17 protein-coding genes are annotated in these 18377 nt (G+C 66.7%); 7 read left to right on the top strand and 10 right to left on the bottom strand.

The genetic code is table 11. The annotated features are described in order from the left end of the window. Nucleotides 1–9: 9 nt before the first annotated feature. The 5 genes from EB084_02275 to truA are packed head-to-tail and all read left to right on the top strand — an operon-like array spanning nucleotide 10 to nucleotide 3327. Nucleotides 10–717, top strand: coding sequence for a hypothetical protein (locus tag EB084_02275; protein ID NDD27077.1), 708 nt, complete (start codon nucleotides 10–12; stop codon nucleotides 715–717). Then, nucleotides 714–1712, top strand: coding sequence for a PDZ domain-containing protein (locus EB084_02270; protein ID NDD27076.1), 999 nt, complete (start codon nucleotides 714–716; stop codon nucleotides 1710–1712). The genes EB084_02275 and EB084_02270 overlap by 4 nt, the downstream gene beginning before the upstream one ends. Beyond that, nucleotides 1709–1912, top strand: coding sequence for a hypothetical protein (locus tag EB084_02265; protein ID NDD27075.1), 204 nt, complete (start codon nucleotides 1709–1711; stop codon nucleotides 1910–1912). Before EB084_02270 ends, EB084_02265 begins: the two co-directional genes overlap by 4 nt. Nucleotides 1913–1924: 12 nt before the next feature. Next, nucleotides 1925–2500: a YceI family protein gene (locus tag EB084_02260; protein ID NDD27074.1), complete on the top strand. Its 576-nt coding sequence runs from the start codon at nucleotides 1925–1927 to the stop codon at nucleotides 2498–2500. Further along, on the top strand, nucleotides 2497–3327 hold the full coding sequence (gene truA, locus EB084_02255; GenBank protein ID NDD27073.1) for a tRNA pseudouridine(38-40) synthase TruA: 831 nt from the start codon (nucleotides 2497–2499) through the stop codon (nucleotides 3325–3327). The genes EB084_02260 and truA overlap by 4 nt, the downstream gene beginning before the upstream one ends. Before the next feature lie 9 nt (nucleotides 3328–3336). On the opposite strand, the gene EB084_02250 is transcribed toward truA, so the two are convergent. The 7 genes from EB084_02250 to EB084_02220 all read right to left on the bottom strand — a co-directional run bounded on the left by EB084_02250 (nucleotide 3337) and on the right by EB084_02220 (nucleotide 13668). After that, nucleotides 3337–3855 carry a nuclear transport factor 2 family protein gene (locus EB084_02250; protein ID NDD27072.1) on the bottom strand — a complete coding sequence of 173 codons (519 nt, stop codon included), beginning with the start codon at nucleotides 3853–3855 and terminating at the stop codon, nucleotides 3337–3339. A 93-nt stretch (nucleotides 3856–3948) separates the two neighbouring features. Then, nucleotides 3949–6018 (bottom strand): serine/threonine-protein kinase, encoded by a 2070-nt coding sequence (locus EB084_02245; GenBank protein ID NDD27071.1) that lies wholly within the window; start codon nucleotides 6016–6018, stop codon nucleotides 3949–3951. 35 nt (nucleotides 6019–6053) lie between these two features. Then, complete coding sequence (locus tag EB084_02240; GenBank protein NDD27070.1) at nucleotides 6054–8579, bottom strand: ATP-dependent Clp protease ATP-binding subunit; 2526 nt, start codon at nucleotides 8577–8579, stop codon at nucleotides 6054–6056. 42 nt (nucleotides 8580–8621) lie between these two features. Further along, nucleotides 8622–9143: an FHA domain-containing protein gene (locus tag EB084_02235; GenBank protein NDD27069.1), complete on the bottom strand. Its 522-nt coding sequence runs from the start codon at nucleotides 9141–9143 to the stop codon at nucleotides 8622–8624. Beyond that, nucleotides 8935–11847: an ATP-dependent Clp protease ATP-binding subunit gene (locus EB084_02230; protein ID NDD27068.1), complete on the bottom strand. Its 2913-nt coding sequence runs from the start codon at nucleotides 11845–11847 to the stop codon at nucleotides 8935–8937. Before EB084_02230 ends, EB084_02235 begins: the two co-directional genes overlap by 209 nt. A 23-nt stretch (nucleotides 11848–11870) precedes the next feature. Continuing rightward, nucleotides 11871–13229, bottom strand: a complete 1359-nt coding sequence (gene rlmD / locus EB084_02225; GenBank protein NDD27067.1) for a 23S rRNA (uracil(1939)-C(5))-methyltransferase RlmD — start codon at nucleotides 13227–13229, stop codon at nucleotides 11871–11873. Nucleotides 13230–13245: 16 nt separating this feature from the next. Beyond that, a complete protein-coding gene (locus tag EB084_02220; GenBank protein ID NDD27066.1) occupies nucleotides 13246–13668 on the bottom strand; it encodes a hypothetical protein in 423 nt (140 codons plus the stop codon). Nucleotides 13669–13941: 273 nt separating this feature from the next. Between EB084_02220 and EB084_02215 the strand changes: the two genes are divergently transcribed. Next, nucleotides 13942–14937, top strand: a complete 996-nt coding sequence (locus EB084_02215) for a hypothetical protein (protein ID NDD27065.1) — start codon at nucleotides 13942–13944, stop codon at nucleotides 14935–14937. Next, a complete protein-coding gene (locus EB084_02210) occupies nucleotides 14937–16406 on the top strand; it encodes a CCA tRNA nucleotidyltransferase (protein ID NDD27064.1) in 1470 nt (489 codons plus the stop codon). Before EB084_02215 ends, EB084_02210 begins: the two co-directional genes overlap by 1 nt. Here the strand turns inward: EB084_02210 and EB084_02205 are convergent. The 3 genes from EB084_02205 to EB084_02195 form a co-directional block, all read right to left on the bottom strand. Then, nucleotides 16379–17269, bottom strand: coding sequence for a diaminopimelate epimerase (locus tag EB084_02205; GenBank protein ID NDD27063.1), 891 nt, complete (start codon nucleotides 17267–17269; stop codon nucleotides 16379–16381). The two genes, EB084_02210 and EB084_02205, sit on opposite strands and share 28 nt — an antisense overlap. After that, entirely contained in the window at nucleotides 17266–17556 is a 291-nt protein-coding gene (gene hfq, locus EB084_02200) for an RNA chaperone Hfq (GenBank protein ID NDD27062.1), read from the bottom strand. Before hfq ends, EB084_02205 begins: the two co-directional genes overlap by 4 nt. Nucleotides 17557–17672: 116 nt before the next feature. Continuing rightward, nucleotides 17673–18320 (bottom strand): hypothetical protein, encoded by a 648-nt coding sequence (locus EB084_02195; protein NDD27061.1) that lies wholly within the window; start codon nucleotides 18318–18320, stop codon nucleotides 17673–17675. Nucleotides 18321–18377: the final 57 nt, after the last annotated feature.

Raw genomic sequence — 18377 nt, 5'->3', positions numbered from 1 at the left:
CAGATCGCCATGAACATCTTCAAGATATTCGACACCATCGAGGAAGCCGTCTCATCGAGCCAGCGCCTTCCCCCACCCTTCAGCCAGTGGTCGATCATCAACCGACACGGCTTCATGCGCCTCATGGACAAGATGCGCAGCAGCGTCTCGCCAGAGCTCAAGCAGGCGCGTGCCATCTCGAAAGACGTGCAGCGCCTGCTTGCCGAGGCGCAGGATCAGGCTGATCAGATCCTCGCGGAGGCCCGGGAGCAGGTGAAGAAGCAGCACGACGCGGTTCGGGTCGAGCGCGAGAACATCATCAATGCCACCGAGGTGGTGCAGATCGCGCGCAAGCGCGCCGAGGAGATCGAGCAGGCGGCGCGTCAGTCGGCCGAAGACATGGAGGCACAGACGCGGGCCCGATGCATGGACATCAAGCGCGAGGCAGATGAGTACGCGCGCCAGGTTCGTCGCAAGGCCGAGCAGGAAGCCCGCGCCCACGAATCCGAGCTCGAGCAATACGCCGTGAAGATGCTCGAGGGCATGGAGCGTGAGCTCGGACGCGCACAGGCCGTCGTTCGGGCCAACCGTCAGTCGCTGCAGTCAAGAGGCCAGGAGATCAGCAGCCAGGACGACACGCTCACCATCGAACCGGCCCAGGCGCAACGGGTCGCAGCGGCAGCGCGTGTCTCTGCGCCGGCATCGAGGGCGCATGGGGGATCGGCATCGGCCGGATGAGGTGGCTGCGGCTGCCCCTGCGCATCGCGCTGGTCACGACGATGGTGGCCATTGCCGCCTGGTACTGCCCGACCTCCTACATCCTGCGGGCGCCAGGTCACGCCGACGATCTCGCGCCCATCGTCCACGTGCGCGGAGGACACCCGCTCGAAGCGCACAGCCTTCTCATGACCACCATCATCTATGAGAAGGCGAATCTGCTCTTCTGCTTCTACTCGCTGTTCGACAGAGACGCCATGCTCGTTCCCGACGAGGACGCGGTCTCTCCCCACGTCTTTCTCCCGCGCCCGAGCGGGTTGCCCTATCTGCGAAGTCCGGAAGACGTCATGGCGTTCAGCAAGGACACGGCACGGGTGGTGGCACTTCGCAAGCTGGGCTACGACATCAAGGTCGAGAGCACGGGGGCGCGGGTGGTGGGGTTTCTGGCGGGCGTTCCCTCGGCTTCGCATCTGCAGCTCGACGATGTGATCGACGAGGTTGACGGCACTCGTGTTCGCACCGTTCCGCAGCTGCGCCAGAGCATCCGGGGTCGAAAGCCCGGAGATGCGGTGACCGTGAAGCTCCGCCGCGCGGGGAAAGCGGCGGAGGCCAGTTTCGCCCTGGCCTCCCACGGGGGGCGTCCCATGCTCGGCATCGTCAGTCAGGACGCCATCGAGCACTCAAAGCTGCCCGTGGACATCGATATCGTCACCCACAACGTGAACGGTGCATCGGCAGGTCTCATGTTCACCCTGGCCATCATCGATCAGCTGACGCCAGGGGGGATCACGAAGGGCAACGTCGTTGCGGGAACCGGGACCATCGAGATGAACGGCAACGTAGGACCCATCGAGGGGGTTGACCTCAAGCTCGTTGCGGCGCGGCGCGCCGGTGCGACTGTCTTTCTCGTGCCGCTCGACAACTACAGCGAGGCGAAGGACAAGGGCGACGGGATGAAGCTCATCCCGGTGCAATCGGTCGACGACGCGCTGCAGGCCCTGAAGGCGCTGCGGTGACGCGGCTCGCCGACCAGGCGCGACGGGCGATGCATCTGGCGCATCAGTACCAGATCGTGCTGGCCATCATCGTTGCCTCGCTGGTGCTCACAGCGGCCTGGTTCATGCCTCGTTCTCCGGTGCGTGAGGAGCCAATGAAGGCCGTGGCGTGGGGGCTTCTGCCTCACCCGTCGTCAGGCACGACGACGACGCTCGCTTGAAGGAATGGAGGGCTGCCTTCGCCAAGTCGCCCGCCTCATCACTACTGTCACAAGGAGCGACTCGTGCCCACCTATACCGCCGCCAACGCCGAATGCCTGGTCTTCACATACAAGGAGGGCCTGCTGTCGGCCGTGGCGCACGACCTCAAGATCAAGGTCACCGATTTCGAGATCGTGATCGACGAGGCTTCTGACTCGATCAGCGGCACGTTCAACGCCACCTCGCTGCGCGTCATCAACGCCATGTCGAACGGTGCCGACACGCCGGGCACCCCCTCAGATGGAGACAAGAAGAAGATCGAGCAGAACATCGTCAATGACGTTCTGCACAGTGCGAAGTTCCCCACCATCACGTTCGAGTCAGAGGCCTACCGCGAGAAGGGCGAGGGCTACCAGGTGAAGGGAACCCTCTCGCTGCACGGGCAGCAGAAGAGCATCATCGTCGACGTGGCTGACACCGGCTCGCACTATGTCGCTGAAGCCACCCTGCATCAGCCGGACTTCGGCATCAAGCCCTACTCCGCGATGATGGGCACGCTCAAGATCAAGGCCGATCTCAAGATCCAGGTCAAGGCGCCGAAGGGGTGAGGGCGCGTCCGACGCGAGGGCCGCGCCCCGCGGGCGGAAGCCGTTCCGCGGTTCAGCGCGTGCGCCTCGACATCGAGTACGAGGGCACGCGCTACAGCGGATGGCAGGTGCAGCGCAACGCCCGCACGGTGCAGGGCGAGATCATGGCTGCCGCGTCGACGGTGTTCGGTCGCCCAGAGGTCGAGCTGCAAGGGGCGGGGCGCACCGACGCCGGCGTGCACGCCCTGCGCCAGGTCGCCCACATCGACGCGCCTCTGGGTGTCTCCCCCCATTCGTGGCGACACAAGATCAACGACCTTCTGCCGCCCGACATCCACGTGCTGCGGGCCGAGCCCGTGCCACTGACCTTTCACGCGCGTCACGACGCCGTCTCGCGCACCTATCTCTACCAGATCAGCCGTCGCCGCACCGCGTTCGGCAAGCGCTTCGTCTGGTGGGTCAAGGATCCGCTGCGCGTCGAGGTCATGCGTTCGCTGGCCGCGCAGTTCGTCGGCCTGCACGACTTCGCGTCGTTCTGCGACAAGGGCCACGTGGGCGACACGCGCGTGAAGGTCGACGAGGTCGCGGTGGAGGAGCACGAGTCTCTCGTGCTGGTCAGGCTCACCGCTTCGCACTTCCTGTGGAAGATGGTGCGCCAGATGGTGGGGGTGCTCGTCGAGGTCGGGCGTGGACGCATGTCTGCCCGCGAGGCCGCGCGTCTCCTCGAGAGCCCCTCTGGTCGGCCCGCAGAGCTCACAGCCCCGCCGTCGGGGCTGTTCCTGGAACGGGTGCGCTACGCGGGAGAGACCGCGCTGGCCCCGTTGCGCCCTCAGATCTGGGTGCCCTGATCGCCCTGATCAGTCGCGCTTGCGCGTGGTGGGCGTTGCCAGGGGCTGCCCGTCCTTGAGCGCTTCGTGCTTCGTCTCTGCGGAGTTGAGCAGCTTCCACTCGCCCTTGTCGTTCTTCCAGACGTCCTGGCTGGTCGACGTGATCTCGACCACGCTCGACTTGTCGCCGACGGGGTTCTTCACCGTGACCTTCTGCTTTGTGACGACGGTCACGTCGGCGCGGTCACCGGTCACGGTCACCTGCTCGATGGTGCTCGTGCTGTCGATCTGCTCGGTCTCCTTGACGAGTGCGCGCGCGATCTCGTCCATCTTGGCGCGCTTGATCGAGGTCTTGTCGGCGCCGACCTGCTCGAAGTCAGGGGTGAGAACCGCGAGGAACTTGTCGGCGTCCTTCGATTTGAGCGCCGCGTTCATTGCGTCGTAGCGGGTCTGGATCTCGGCTCTTGCGTTGCCGGAACGGCTGCAGGCGCTGCAGAGCAGCAGCGAGGCGGCGATGAGGCACAGTGCGATGCGGCGGAGGGGGGACATGGCTTCTCCTCGTGGCGGGATGAAGTGCCCCTGTTTAGGAAGCCGCCCGCGATTCTCCTTCCGGCCTGTTCTCGGCCGTGCCTCCGGGGAGCGCTACCAGGTGAAGAGCATGAGCGCCACGGCCTTGGTCCAGTAGGCCACGGCGAGGTCGAGCTTGCCCCGCTGGTAGTAGATGGTGCCCAGGTTGTGGTAGACGTGCCAGAACTTCGGGTTGAGCTGCACCACCTTCTCCCACTCGAGCACCGTGAGCTCGAGCTTGCCCTGGGCCAGGTAGGCTTCGCCCAGGTTGTAGTATGACTGCCAGTGGTCGCTCTTCACCGTGGTGACCTTCTGCCACTCGAGAATGGCCGGGTCGACCTGCTGCTTGTCGAAGTAGTAGGTGTTGCCCAGGTTCCAGTGGGCGGGCCAGTGGTTGTCCTTGAACTGCACCGTCTTCTGCCACTGCTCGACGGCCTGATCGATGGCTTCGCGCTGGTAGTAGGCATTGCCGAGGTTGTAGTGGGCCTGCCAGAAGCCGTAGCGGGCGTGGGTGGCCTTCTCCCACTCGGTGATGGCGATGTCGATGTTGCCCCGCTCGTAGTGGAGGTTGCCGATGTTGTAGTGGGCCTCGGCGAACTCCGGGTTGATCTCGATGGACTTGCTCCACATCTCGTAGGCCGTCTCGATGTCGCCCTCCTTGAGGGCCTGGGCTGCCAGGTTGTACTGGGCGATGGCGAACTGCGGATCGAGCTCGAGGGCCTTCTTCCAGCAGTCGGCGGCCTCTTCTTTGCGCCCCTTCTTCTGATAGGCATTGCCCAGGTTGTAGAGCACCTCGGCAAACTGCGGGTTGAGAATCAGCGCCTTCTGCCAGGCCTCGATGGCAAGATCGAGCTTGCCCTGCTTGTAGAGGCCGTTGCCGAGGTTGTAGTAGGCGGGCGCGAACTTGGGATTGAGCACCGAGACAACGCGGTACTCCTCGATCGATTCGTCGAGGTTGCCCTTGCGGTAGTGGGCCGAACCCAGGTTGTAGTGCGCCACGAAGTTGTTGGGGTTTAGCTTCACCGCCTGGGTGTACTCGTCGACCGCTTCGCTCAGCTTGCCCACTCCGTCGAAGGCCGTGCCGAGGTTGTTGTGGGTGAGCGCATTGTAGGGGTCGAGCGCGGTGGCCTTCTGCCACTCGAGAATGGCCAGGTCGAGCTTGCCCTGCTTGTAGTAGTTGTTGCCGAGGATGTTGTGCAGCGCGGCTTCGGCAGGCGAGATCTTGGTCTGGAACATCTCTTCCGGCAGCTCTTCCTGCTTGAGGGCGTTGAGCAGGTCCTGCACGTTCTGGAAGCGCTCGGCCGGGTCCTTGGCGAGGGCTTTGAGAATCGCGGTCTCGACATTGCGGGGGATGTGCAGGTTGAAGATGGTGGGGGGCTTGGGCTGTGCCGTGAGGTGCAGCTGCATGAGCTGGCCGGCATTGTCGGCCTTGAACGGCAGGTCGCCGGTCAGCATCTCGTAGAGCATGATTCCGAGGGCGTAGATGTCGAGCCTGCGGTCGGGCTTCTCGCCGCGGATCTGCTCGGGAGAGATGTAGTACAGCGAGCCGAGCAGCTGGTTCTGCTGGGTCAGACCGCTGGTCTCGGCCTCGACGCGCGCGATGCCGAAGTCGGCCACCTTAACGGCCTCGTCGCCTTCGCGCACCAATATGTTTGCGGGCTTCACGTCACGGTGGATGATGGAGTGCTGGTGCGCGTAGTCGAGGGCCTGGGCGGCGGGGATGAAGTATTTCAGCGCCTCCTGGACAGCCATCGGCCCCTTGTGCTCGCGCAGGATGGTGTCGAGGTTCTTGCCGGGGATGAATTCGAGGACGAGGTAGTAGATGCCGTCCTGCTCGTTGATGTCGTAGATGCCGGCGATGTTCGGGTGGTTGAGGCGCGCTGCCGCCTGGGCCTCGCGGATGAAGCGTTCCTTGCTCTCCGGATTTCCCACCAGCTGCTGCCCGAGGATCTTGATGGCCACCGAGCGCTGGAGCACGGGGTCGTGGCCCTTGTACACCACGCCCATGCCGCCGCGGCCGAGCTCTTGCAGAATGTGGTAGCGACCTATGGTGGCGCTGATCATCGATCCTCCGCTGGATGTGTGACCGGGGTGGAGGGCGCCTCGGGGGAGCATGCCGTTGAGGGGCGCTCTCGCGCGGGGCAACGGACATGGTTTGCACGATGCGGAAGGCGATTCCTTCACGGGAACGGCGGGCCGTTCTCGCGCGGCCGAAAGCCGCGCTTCGTGTCCCCCTTCTGGGCGGAGCTCGGCCTTTCAGGCCGTTCTCGCGCGGCCGAAAGCCGCGCTTCGTGGCAGAGCAGGTCGAGCACCGAGTCATCGACGTCGAAGGGGCGTCCCTGCTCGGCGCTGCGGGCCTGCCAGCGCCCGATCATCTGCGCGGCGATGCGGCGAAGCGCCGTGCTGTCGAGCGGTCGGAAGAGGATCACGTCATCGAGGCGGTTCAGGAACTCGAGGCGGAAGGTGGGCTTCAGGGCGCTCGCGATGCGGCGGCGACGCGCATCCTCCTCGTCATCGCCGTCCGTGCTGCCGGTGGCGGCGTGCGAACGGTTCGGCGCGATGGTCTCGCGCATGTCGGGGGGCACCTGCGCCTCGGCCTGACGGAAGCCGATGCGCTTCTCGCTGCTCCAGAGGTCTGCGCCAAGGTTGCTCGTGAGCACGATGAGCGCGTGGGTGAAGTCGGTGGTCACGCCCCGTCCGTCGGTGAGCCGGCCCTCATCGAAGACCTGCAGGAAGAGGTCGAAGATGCGGGGATGCGCCTTCTCGATCTCGTCGAGGAGCAATACGCAGTGGGGGGTGCGGCGCACCGCCTCGGTGAGCTGGCCGGCCTCCCCGAACCCCACGTAGCCGGGGGGCGATCCAATGAGACGCGCCATCTGGTGCGATTCCGCGAACTCTGACATGTCGAGTCGCACAAGCCGCTCGTCGGAGTCGAACAAGAAGCGCGCGGCGGCCTTCGCCAGCTCGGTCTTGCCCACCCCCGTGGGGCCGAGGAAGAGCAGCACGCCGAGCGGGCGTCGCTCCTCGCGAAGCCCCGCCTTGAACATGCGTATGCGGTGTCCCACCCGTCGAACGGCCTCTTCCTGCCCCACCACCTGGTTGGAGAGGGCGCTTTCGACGCTGGCAACGCGGCTTCGCTCATCTTGTGTCAGGCTCTCGAGCGGGCGTCCGGTGCGCTGGGCGACGACCGCTGCCACCGCGTCCGCGCGAACCGTGGTGCCCACGTTGCGGGCGTCGGGCGAGGCGTCGAGGGCGTCGGAGGGCATCGATGCCGCCTTGACACAGGCTTCGTCGAGCAGCTCGATGGCGGCGTCAGGCATGCATCGCTCCCGCATGTGCTGCTCGGCGAGTCGAATGGCGCGATGAATCGCTTCGTCGCTGATGTGCACCATGTGGAACTGCTCGAGGCGCGCGCGCTTCGATGCGATGACACGCAGCGTGGTTGCCGCGTCCGGCGGGGCGAGCCGGATGGGGTGGAAGCATCGCGCCAGGGCCGTGTCACGCTCGAGATGCCGCGTGAATGCATCGGGGGTCGTGGTTCCCACGATGCGTACCTCACCGCGCATCAGCAGCGAGCGCACGAGCGCGGCGGTCTCCTGCGCTCCGGGGCCGTTTGTGGCCAGTGCTTCGGCGGTGTCAATCACCAGGATGGCGCTCTCTCTCTGAGCCGCTTGCGCCAGGTCTGCGATCTTCTTCTCGAGCTCGCCGCGGAACTGCGTGTCGGAGGGCAGTGCGGCGAGCGGCACCTCGATGAGGCGAACCCCGCGCAGCGCGCTGGGGACGTCGCCGCGCACGATGCTCGCGGCCAGCCCGTGGAGCAGGGCCGTCTTTCCCACGCCGGCGTCTCCGATGAGCAGGGGGTTGGCGCGCTGGGCGAGGCACAGCGCGCGCTGCAGCTGCTCGAGCTCCGCCTGTCGGTCGATGAGGGGGTCGAGCTCACCGTTCTGCGCCGCATGTGTGAGGTCGCGACCGATCTGGTGCAGCAGAGAGGTCCCGTGCGCGTCGGGGGCCTTTCTGTCGCTGCCCTTTCCTGCGCTCTGGCCCCCGCCGCCCTTGCTTCTGCGCTTCTCCTCACCTGAGCTCGCTTCCGGCCAGCCCAGGTCGAGCAAAGCAGGGTTGATGCCGCCCAGGGCGAGCACGGGCGGCAGCATGGGGGCTGGCACAACGCCAGACGGCGTCCTGGCTTCTGGGGCTTCAGGTCTCGAGGCCTCGGCGGTGGCCCCCAGCGTCTCGAGCTCCGGGCGTTCGCGCTTGAGCGGCTTGCGCCGCCGAGGAGGCGGGGCGCTGGGATCGGTCTCTGGAGGGCGGGCGCGCCCCTCCGCTTCGGCCAGCAGGGTCTCGGCGAGGAGGCGCGGATCGAGATGGAAGGCTTCGAGCACGCGCACGAAGACGCCACGCCCGGCACCGAGCATGGCACAGAGCAGATGCGCCTCACCGATGCGCTCGGCACCCGAGGAGAGGCGCAGCTCTTCGGCGCGTCGCACCACGTGTCGAACCCGAGGCGAGAGAGGGATCTGGCCGGTATCCGGCAGCGGTCCGGGGGTGGCTGCCTCATCGAGCAGCGAGGCAACCTCTTCAGCCGATACGCGATGCGCGGCGCAGAGGCGCTCGAGACGGCTCTGGGGCAGGCTCAGCATGCCCATGGCCAGATGCTCGGTGCCCAGGAAGTGGTTCTCGAGCTCGATCGTGACCTTGCGGGCCTCCATGAGGATAGCCCTGCAGGCGTCATCCCACCTGTCGCTCACCGGCTACCAGTCGATCTGCATCCAGGTCTTTCCCACCCGGAACGTGTGACCATTGTTGAGAATGACGCGCTTTCTCAGCCGCTCGTCATCGATGAACGTGCCGTTTGTGCTGTCGAGGTCTTCGAGGAAGCACTCTGGCTCCACCACCATGATGCGGGCGTGGTGGCGCGAGATGAACTTGTCGACCTTGATGGGGATGTCGCACTTGTCATCGCGACCGATCTCCACCGTCTTGTTGAAGTTGAACACCTGACCGTCGAGCGGCCCGCTCAAGATCTCGAGCGTGATCTTCACGTTCTCTCTCTCCTCGAACTGCTCAAGATTCCAGGCCGTCCCAGAAGGCTTCGTCTTCGCCGCCATACGCGTCAGACCCCGGCTTCGGGCGTGGCGGAGCGGGGCTCGGGGGCGGCGACGGACGTCGTCGTGGGATGGTGGGCGCCAGGTCGTCGTCGTCCGCATCGACATCTGCCACAGGGGGGGCGGTGGCCTGACCGTGCCCCAGGTCGCGAGGGGCGACCGGCGCATCTGAGACGACGCGGGACGGCGCACCCTCACGGGCGGGCGAAGGCCGTCGCTCGCCGCTTCCCCGCAGGCTTCCCGCGGTGGCCAGCGCGTCGGGCGCGGGAGCCACCGCGCTGTCGGTGCTCTCGCGTCGCTTGCGCGCGGGTTCTGCCGTCACGCGGGGAGACGGTGTGCTGCGCGGGACGCCATCGAGGTCGCTGAAGTCTTCCTTCGAGAAGGCGAGACGATCTCCGGCCAGCTTCACGGTGATGAGGTCGCCCGCGCGGTAGTCGCCGCGGAGCATCTCCTCGGCCAGAGGCTTGACCAGCAGCGATTGTATGGCTCTTCGAAGCGGACGCGCGCCCAGCGCCGGAGAGTAGCCCTTGCGCAGCAGGAAGGCCTTGGCCTCCGCGCTCACGGCAAGCATGGTGCCGCGCTGCTCGCGCAGGCGGCGCGCGAACTCACCCACCTGGAGATCGATGATGCGCTCGAGTGCGCTCTCGTTCAGCGAGCGGAAGATGACGATCTCGTCGAACCGGTTGATGAACTCGAGGCGGAACTTCTTGCGGAGCTCCTCGTGGATGTACTCCACCATGTCCGGATCGTCCGGGTCGCTCATCACGTCGTGGCGCGTGCCCACGTTCGAGGTGCAGATGATGATGGTGTTGGTGAAGTTCACCGTGCGCCCCTTGGAATCGGTGAGGCGCCCGTCGTCGAAGACCTGCAGGAACAGGTCGAACACATCCGGGTGCGCCTTCTCGATCTCGTCGAGCAGCACCACGCTGAAGGGGCGCTTGCGCACTGCGCTGGTGAGCTGTCCCTCCTCTTCATGCCCCACGTAGCCAGGCGGTGAACCGATGAGGCGTGAGATGGCGTGCTTCTCCATGTATTCCGACATGTCGATGCGGATGTAGTCCTTGTCGGTGCCGAACAGGAACTCGGCCAGCGTGCGCGCCAGCTCGGTCTTGCCCACACCGGTGGGGCCGAGGAAGAGAAACACCCCGCCCGGACGGGAGGGATTTCCCAGACCCATTCGCATGACCCGCACCGTCTGCGCAACCACGCGAATGGCCTCGTCCTGGCCGATGACACGGCCGCGCATCGACTGCTCGATGCTCAGCAGCCGCTCGCCTTCCTCCTGGCTCACCCGCGTCACGGGAACGCCGCTCCACGCGGAGACCACTTCAGCCACGTCTTCCTCGCGCACCTCGAAGCGGGGAGGGCCGGTCATGACGATGGACTTCGACGAGGCCTGGAGCTTGAGGCGGGCGGCCGCCTCGTCGATGAGGTCGATGGCCTTGTCCGGCAACGAGCGATCGGGCAGGAAGCGCGTGGAGAGCTTCACCGATGCGAGGAGTGCGCGGTCGTGGATCTTGATGCCGTGATGCTCTTCATAGCGCGGGCGCAGGCCCTCGAGGATCTTCAGGCACTCGTCATCGGAGGGCTCGTTCACGAGCACCGGCTGGAAGCGGCGCTCGAGGGCCGGGTCGGTCTCGATGGTCTTGCGGTACTCGTCGGTGGTGGTGGCCCCGATGACGGGGAACTCTCCACGCGCGAGCGCGGGCTTCAAGATGTTGCCGGCGTCCATGCCGCCCTTGTGGTCGCCTGCGCCCATCATCATGTGGATCTCATCGATGAAGAGCAGGACGTGTGGCCGCTCAGCCACCTCGTCCATGAGCTTCTGCATGCGCTCCTGGAACTCACCCCGGTAGGCCGCGCCCGCGACCAGGCGGGTCATGGAGATCTCCCAGAGCTCCTTGTCCTTCATGACCTCGGGAACGCTGCCCTCCGCAATGCGCTGGGCAAGCCCGTACACCACCGATGACTTTCCCACGCCCGCCTCTCCGATGAGCACGGGGTTGTTCTTCGACTTGCGCGTGAGTATCTGCAGGGCGCGACGGATCTCGTCATTGCGTCCGATGACAGGTTCGAGCTTGCCGAGGAGGGCCATCTCAGTCAGGTTTCGTGCGTAGTCGGTGAGGGCCGACTTCTTCTTGCGCTTGTCATCGTCGGCGGGAGGCTTCTTGGCCTTGGCCGCGGGTGCTTCGGCGCCTTCGGCGCCAGAGCGGCGACGTCGATCGCCCTCGCGCAGCCGTCCGGTGGGCTCTTCGACGATGTCGGCCATGTCGGCCATGCCGGCCATGCCTTCTATGCCGCGCGCCGCGCCTTTCTGGAACTGACGGCCAGGGGGGATTGGAACGTCTCCGCTGCCCGCCTGCAGCACCTCTCCTCGCAGCTGCATCAGGTTGACGCTCATGTCGCTGAGCACGCGCGCGGGCACGCCGCGCCCCTCGCGCAATATGGCGGCGACGACGTGCTGCGATTGCACCACCTGGGCGCCCGCGTCACGAGCCTCGCGCTCGGCGCGCCGCTTCAGCTCGGTCCACCGCGGCGATTGAAGGATGCCCTTCCAGGGCGGGTTCCCGTCGCCGCGCTCGGCGATGGCCAGAATGCCCTCTTGCAAGGCCGTGGGCGTGATGCTCCAGGCCTTCAGCACGTCTGCGAGATACGGTTCGTCGAGCAGCACTGCGAGGAACGCGTGCTCGGTGCCCACGTAGAAGTGGTTGTACTCTTCGCAGAGCTCGATGGCTCGCCGCTCCACTGATTTCAGATCGAATCCGCCCATTGCATGAGAATTCTCCGTGCCATCACGGAGAATCCTGGTTCGGGAGGCGCGGGCTTGCGTGAAGAACCCTTTCGCGTGCGTCGCGCGACGCGCGCCCGCCATCTCGGAGGAGGCACGCCGCCCGCTCAGGAGCGCGTGAGGTGGGTCACGCACTCCACGTGCGCGGTCTGCGGGAACATGTCGACCGGCTGGATGCGCTTCGGGTGGTAGCCGTGCTCGCGGAATCGAACCAGATCCCGTGCCAGCGTGGCTGGGTTGCATGAGACGTAGACCACGGTGGGAACGGCGTGGGCGGCGATGGTCTCGATGACCGCGGGGGCACACCCCTTTCGAGGGGGATCGAGGATGACCGCGTCGGCCGCGGGCAGGGTGGGAAGCACGGCCTCCACTGCGCCTTGCTCGAACACGGCATTGTCGATCTGGTTGAGCCGAGCGTTCTGGCGCGCGTTCTCCACCGCCGGAGGAACCTCCTCGATGCCGATGACACGCCCCACACGTGACGCCAGCGGGAGCGACAGCGCACCCACGCCACAGTAGCCGTCGATCACGATCTGGGCGGGGCTGGGTTGCAGGCACTCACCGACGAGCTCCACCAGGTGCGACAGCCCTTCGCGATTCACCTGGAAGAAGGAGGCAGGGGCGACCTTGAAGCGGATGCCGCTCACCACCTCCTCGAGGTGCTCGGCGCCCCATACGTGCACCGTGCGTCGCCCCAGGATCACGTTGGTTCGTGCATCGTTGATGTTCAGGGCGATGCCGGCGACCTCCGGAACCCGCTCCCGCAGCCGGGCGCAGAATGCGTCGAGGCGCGGGACGTGCTCGCGGGTCACGATGGGAACGACAAAGGCACGGGGTTTCTCGGCGGGGCCCGCCACCCGCGCCAGGACGTGACGCAGGAGGCCCTCGCCCGTGGCTTCGTCATAGGCCGGCCATTGAAGATCGTCGAGCAGCGCGCTCACCGCTTCGAGGATGCGGTTGGCCATCGGGTGGGCGATGTGGCAGGTCTCCATGGAGACCACCTCGTGGGTGTGCCTGCGATAGAGCCCCAGGCGGCCATTGCGGGCAGCGACCAGCTGCATCTTGTTCCGGTATCCCCACGGGGTGGTGGGCATGCACGGTGCGACGGCCGATTCGGGCAGGCCCGCGATGGTGCGCATGGCATCGGCCACGATGCGTGTCTTGGCGTCGCGCTGTGCCGAGGGGGAGAGGTGCTGCAGCTGACATCCGCCGCACTCTCCGTAGATGGCGCAGCGGGGGGAGACCCGGTGCATCGAGGGGGTGTGCAGCGACGTGATCACGCCGCGTGCAAACGATCTGCGAACCTCGGTGATCTCGACGTCGGCCTCGTCTCCTGGGGCGCCGCCCTCGACGAACACGACGAGCGCGTCGTGACGCGCGACCGCCTCTCCTCCGGTCGCCAGGGCGCCCAGGGTGAGACGAATGCGCTGGCCCACCCGCAGCGCGGGAGATCGGGCCGGGCTCACGCGTGTGGACGGCGGATCAGGCGCGCGTCCCTCCTTCGAGAATGCTCATCCCCTCGTTCACCAGCGCCTGACCCTGGCTGAGATGCGCCACGTCGCTGTCTTCGAAGACGCGCGTCATCTCTTGATAGCCCTTGAGCTGCAGCTCGATGGATGACACGAGCGAGGCGTGGAAGCGCATCCACCGCTCCGGGGGCGATAGCTGCTGCAGGTCGTCGAGCTGTACCCCGAGCTCCTCGACGACGCGCATGGCCGCCTGCTTCCCCTTCAGTATCACGGGGTCATCGAGGGAGAACGTGGGCGGTGCGCCCGCAAAGTCGCCGATGAACTTCACGATGGCGCGAATGCCGCTCTTGTCGAGCACGAAGTTGCGCTGAATGGTGCCGAAGCGCTCGATGATGCGCTCGATCTGCTCCATGAATTCGCGCTCTGGATCTCTCATTCAAACCCCTCTTCGTCTGGTCGCTGCCCTGCGTGCGCGCATTTCGTTGTGTTCTCGCGGGTCGGAGCATCCTCCTCTCGCCGGGGCCGCAAGCACACCCGAACCGAGGTCACCACGCGCTTTGCCGTGACCCTCGCGCCGAGGCGCATCGCTTCTCGAGGAGTAGTTTCCCCTCAGCCCGTGGAATCAACCCACAGGTGACACGATGCACGGCCCCGTCGCGTCGCACCAGCCTGCGCCACGCACCGGGGTCGCGATGAGGAGGCGAACGCGGTGGAGCGATTCATGTTCTGGCGAAGCCGCCCCAGCGCTGCGCCAACGCCTTCCGGCCCTCCATCGCCACCATCGCCACCATCGCAGAAGGTCGAGCCGTCGTGTGAAGCCGCTGACGGCGCGCCACCATCCGCCCGACGCCACGTTGATCTGCGTCTGCACGCCCTTCCACCTGCCGTCGAGGTGGCCATCGAGCGCGCGCTGCGCGGCACGGCCCACGGGCTGCTGATCGATCCGGAGGAGCACGCCTGCTACTTCTCGCTGCTCTGCGACACCGACCTCGAATCCGCGGGATCGTGCCCACTCGCAGAGATTGAAGGGCAGCAGCCGAAGCTCGACGCACTCGATGGCTGCACCGTCGTGTGCGGGGAGAGCCAACGAGATGTCCTGGTCTACACCTCGGTGACCGATCTCGGGCGACGCACGGTGGTGCAGCTCTTCCCGGTCGAGGCAGATGAGGAGACGCGTGCCTCGCGGCGCAAGACGAACGTCCGGCTGGTCAACCGCCTTCGCCCGGGGACGTCGCTCTCCCAGCACAGCCGGCGCACGTTCGAACGCGCGGTGCGGCGAGCATCGCAAGGCGAGGGGCCTTCGTTCGTCGCGCGCATGCGCCAGGAGGGGCTCCTGGGAGAGACCTTCGGTGACGAAGACGGCGATGACGCGTCGCTCACGCGGGCCCTGGCCCTGCCGGTCCTTCCACGAAAGGCCATGGCGCGTCTGCTGGCCGAGCATCTCGGGCTCACGTTCGTCGATGTGGAGGAGAACCTCCCGAGCGGATACGCAGGCCTTCTCACCCGCGAGCAGATCCTGTCGTGGGAGGCCATTCCCTGCGGGGAGGTGGGCGAGTCGCTCGAAGTGGCCATGGCCGATCCCACCGACGCCGACGCTGCATCCGCTCTCGTCGATGCGCTGGGGCGCTCGATCATCGTTCGCGTGGCGGCAAGCACCGACATCCGGGTTGCCGTTGACAAGCTTCTGCGCCCGATGGCGGAGTGATGGCCGAGACGCTCTCTGTTGCTGCTGCGCAGGCACGTCTCCAGGCATTCGCCACCGCGGGCGGACACCACGTGCTGCACGCGGTGGTGGCCGAACACGAGGCGGCGGTGCATCTCGTGGGGGGAGCGGTGCGTGACATCGCTCTCGGGCGCACGGTGGGCGACCTTGACTTCGTGACCTCGACGGGGGCCAGCACGCTTGCGCGTCGACTCGCAGACCGCCTCGGCGCAAGCCTCGTGACCCTCGACGCTGCTCGCGGCATCTTTCGCGTGGTCGTGGGCGGCGAGCACATCGACATCTGCGATCTGCAGGCCCCCTCCCTCGAAGGCGATCTGCGGGCGCGCGATCTCACCATCAACGCGGTGGCGCTCGATGCCCGCGCGCTCGGCGCGGGGAATGCGGTGGTCGTCGATCCGCTGGGCGGCCTCGATGATCTGTGTGGCGGCCTGCTGCGCTGCCCCTCCGCCGAGGTGCTCGACGCCGATCCGCTGCGGCTGGTTCGCGTGGTGCGCTTCGCGAGCGTGCTCGGCTTTGCCATCGCGCCTGAGACATGGCGCGAGATCGCACCGCGGGCGGACCTTCTCTCGCACGTCTCTCCGGAGCGTGTTCGCGACGAGCTGTTCACGGTGCTCGGCTCTCCTCGTTCTGAGGAAGGGGTCTCCCTGCTCACAGAGGCGGGGCTGCTCCGCGTCATTCTGCCGGAGATCGGCGCTCACGCGAACGTCACCCGCGATGGGCCGAGCTCGCGCGCCGTGGATGCGCGCGCGTTGCACGCGCTGCGCGCGATCGACGCGGGGGCAGTCGCCACGGCGCGTGCCATGATTGCGGATGACGGGGGAGAGCTGGTAGACCTCCTGGTGCGCTCGTGCGGAGGAGAGCGACGAAGCGTGCTTGCGCTGATGCGATTCGCGATTCTGCTACGCCACCTGGGAGGCCCTGATGCGCGTTGCGCGCCGTCGTCTCCTCCTGGGCATCGCACTTCGTCGGCTGCGGCGGCGGAGCGCGCGTGCGAACGGCTTCGTCTTTCGACCCTCGAGAAGCGCCTGGTGGCGTCGATGCTTGCGCACCGCCATGAGCCCGGTGAGATGCAAGACGCTGGTGCTCGGACGCCCAGCGCCGCGAGGCGGTGGTTCAAGCACGCCCATCCCGCCGGGCCGGAAGCGCTGATTCTCGCCCTCGCCGAGAGCGAGGCCGAGACGGCCGATGCGCCATCATGCACGGCGTCGGTAGGCGATTGCGTCGCGTGGCTGCTGCAGTGGCGCTTCGGGGGAGGACCCGCGCGGTGCGTTCCGCTGCTCGACGGGGGGCGAATCCAGTCGATTCTCTCCCTGGGTCGAGGTCCTCACATCGGCGCATGGCTCGAGGACCTGGCTGACGCACAGGCTGACGGGGTCGTGACGAGCGAGGCGGAGGCGGTGGCGTGGGTCAGGTCGCGTGCCGATCAGGCGGCGGGCCACACCCCGTCGTAGACCCAGACCTGAGGCCCCCGCATCTTCACCGACGAGCCGGGACGCCACTCGATCTCCAGCGTTCCGCCCGGCAGGTTGACGCGTGCCCGATGACCCACGCGCCCGGACAGTGCCGCCGCCACCATGGTCGCGCAGGCGCCCGTTCCGCAGGCCAGCGTGATTCCAGAGCCTCTTTCCCAGACCCGCAGGTCGATCTCGTCTCGTCCGGAGACAACCGCAAACTCGACATTGGTTCCCGCGGGGAAGGCGGCACAGCGTTCGATGCGGGGACCGACGCGCTCGAGGGGGACGGCGCTCAGGTCGCATCCCGCCAGACGGGTCGTGCCCTGCACGTCGAGGAAGAGGATGCAGTGCGGATTGCCCATCGAGACGCCGCAGACGGTGTAGGCCTCGTCATCGACCACGAGGCGGGCATCGATGACGCGCTCGGTCTCTCCCACCCCTGGGATGACGGCGGGGATCTGGGCGCACGGCAGGACGGGCTCTCCCATGTCGACCTCCACGCGCCCGTCGTCGAGAAGGGTCGGGGAGAGGATGCCTGCCCCGGTCTCCACGCTCATGACCCGTCCGGTCACGGCACCTCGGGCATGTGCGAAGGCGGCGAGGCATCGGATTCCGTTGCCGCACATCTCGGCTTCAGAGCCGTCGCTGTTGAAGATGCGCATTCGCACATCGGCGCGGGAAGAGGGCAACATCCAGATCAGACCGTCAGCCCCCACGCCGTAGTGACGGTTGCAGATCTGCCTGGCCAGCGCCCCGGGGTCGGTGGTGGCGCTTGCGGGGAGCGGGTCGCGCGCGTCGACGACGACGAAGTCGTTCCCCAGCCCATGCATCTTCGCGAAAGCGACGGTCTCGCGGGTCATCCTTGTGGGGGAGGGGGCGGGGCACCGCCGCGCGTCGCGGGCTGCATGGCTTCCTTGAACGCTTCGCCGAGGAAGGCGAACCCAAGAGATTTCACGGGGCTGATGGTCGTCACCGAGTGCTTGTAGATCATCTGCACCTTGTTCTCGCTGTTCTCGATGAAGATGGTGAAGCTGTCGAAGCCCTTCACGATGCCCTTCAGCTGGAAGCCGTTGACGAGGTAGATGACGACGAGCGCCGCCTCTTTCTTCACCTGCGCCAGAAATGCGTCTTGGAGATTCACCTGCATTCTACCCCTCCGAGAACCTGGGTGACGTGCGCCGCGGGCACTGCGGGTCAGCCCCACCGTCAGCGACGCAGTTCCGACTTCTCCCTGCCGACTTTAACTCCTCTGCGTCGAAGACGTCAGCGGCGGCCGAAGAGGCGTCCGAGGTCGTCCTCTCCCAGGCGGATGCTGACGGGGCGACCGTGCGGGCAGTAGCCTCCGCGTGGCACGGCTTCGAGGCGCGAGAGCAGGGTCTCCATCTCTTCGCGCGTGAGGGTGTCGCCTGCCATGACGGAAGCCCTGCACGCGGTGGTGGCACGCAGCAGCTCACGCAGGCGGTGGGGCTCCCTGGCGCGATCATCGCCCACAACCTCGGCGATGATCTGGCGCAGGACGTCTGCTCGCGACAGGGCCGACAGCCCCGCGGGAAGGGCGCGAACGACAACGGTCTCCGGCCCGAAGGGCTCGATCTGGTAGCCCAGCTCGTCGAAGACCTCGAGGTTTGCGGTGAGTGCGGCGGCCTCGTCAGCGCCGAGCTCGAGCATGACGGGAAAGAGCAGCGGCTGCGACGCTGCCGCCCGACTTCCATCGGTGATGTGGGCGAGCTGCTCGTAGTTCACCCGCTCGTGCGCCGTGTGCTGGTCGACGATCCAGAGATCGCCGTCGTGAAGTCCGATGATGTAGGTGCGATGCAGCTGCGCAAGCGCCTGCCAGCGAGATGCCGATGGGGTGGCCACACGCGCCAGGGGAACCGGCATGGGCATGGTGGGCAGCTCTTCCTGGCGCACCGCCCTGTCTTCTGGTATCGGATGTTCGGCGGTGGGGCGAGGGGAGGAGGTGACAGG

The sequence above is a fragment of the Pseudomonadota bacterium genome, assembly GCA_010028905.1.
GTDB lineage: Bacteria > Vulcanimicrobiota > Xenobia > RGZZ01 > RGZZ01 > RGZZ01.
Note: the sequence above shows the minus strand (reverse complement) of the source record. Positions and strands in the feature narration are given on the sequence as shown.

What these genes read in the sequence shown, in the direction of transcription:
- EB084_02275 (NDD27077.1), top strand. Translation starts at nt 10, where the DNA reads ATGAACATCTTCAAGATATTCGACACCATCGAGGAAGCCGTCTCATCG.
- EB084_02270 (NDD27076.1), top strand. Translation starts at nt 714, where the DNA reads ATGAGGTGGCTGCGGCTGCCCCTGCGCATCGCGCTGGTCACGACGATG.
- EB084_02250 (NDD27072.1), bottom strand. Translation starts at nt 3,855, where the DNA reads ATGTCCCCCCTCCGCCGCATCGCACTGTGCCTCATCGCCGCCTCGCTG.
- EB084_02240 (NDD27070.1), bottom strand. Translation starts at nt 8,579, where the DNA reads ATGGAGGCCCGCAAGGTCACGATCGAGCTCGAGAACCACTTCCTGGGC.
- EB084_02235 (NDD27069.1), bottom strand. Translation starts at nt 9,143, where the DNA reads ATGCGCCGGTCGCCCCTCGCGACCTGGGGCACGGTCAGGCCACCGCCC.
- EB084_02230 (NDD27068.1), bottom strand. Translation starts at nt 11,847, where the DNA reads ATGGCGGGCGCGCGTCGCGCGACGCACGCGAAAGGGTTCTTCACGCAA.
- EB084_02220 (NDD27066.1), bottom strand. Translation starts at nt 13,668, where the DNA reads ATGAGAGATCCAGAGCGCGAATTCATGGAGCAGATCGAGCGCATCATC.
- EB084_02210 (NDD27064.1), top strand. Translation starts at nt 14,937, where the DNA reads ATGGCCGAGACGCTCTCTGTTGCTGCTGCGCAGGCACGTCTCCAGGCA.
- EB084_02205 (NDD27063.1), bottom strand. Translation starts at nt 17,269, where the DNA reads ATGACCCGCGAGACCGTCGCTTTCGCGAAGATGCATGGGCTGGGGAAC.
- hfq (NDD27062.1), bottom strand. Translation starts at nt 17,556, where the DNA reads ATGCAGGTGAATCTCCAAGACGCATTTCTGGCGCAGGTGAAGAAAGAG.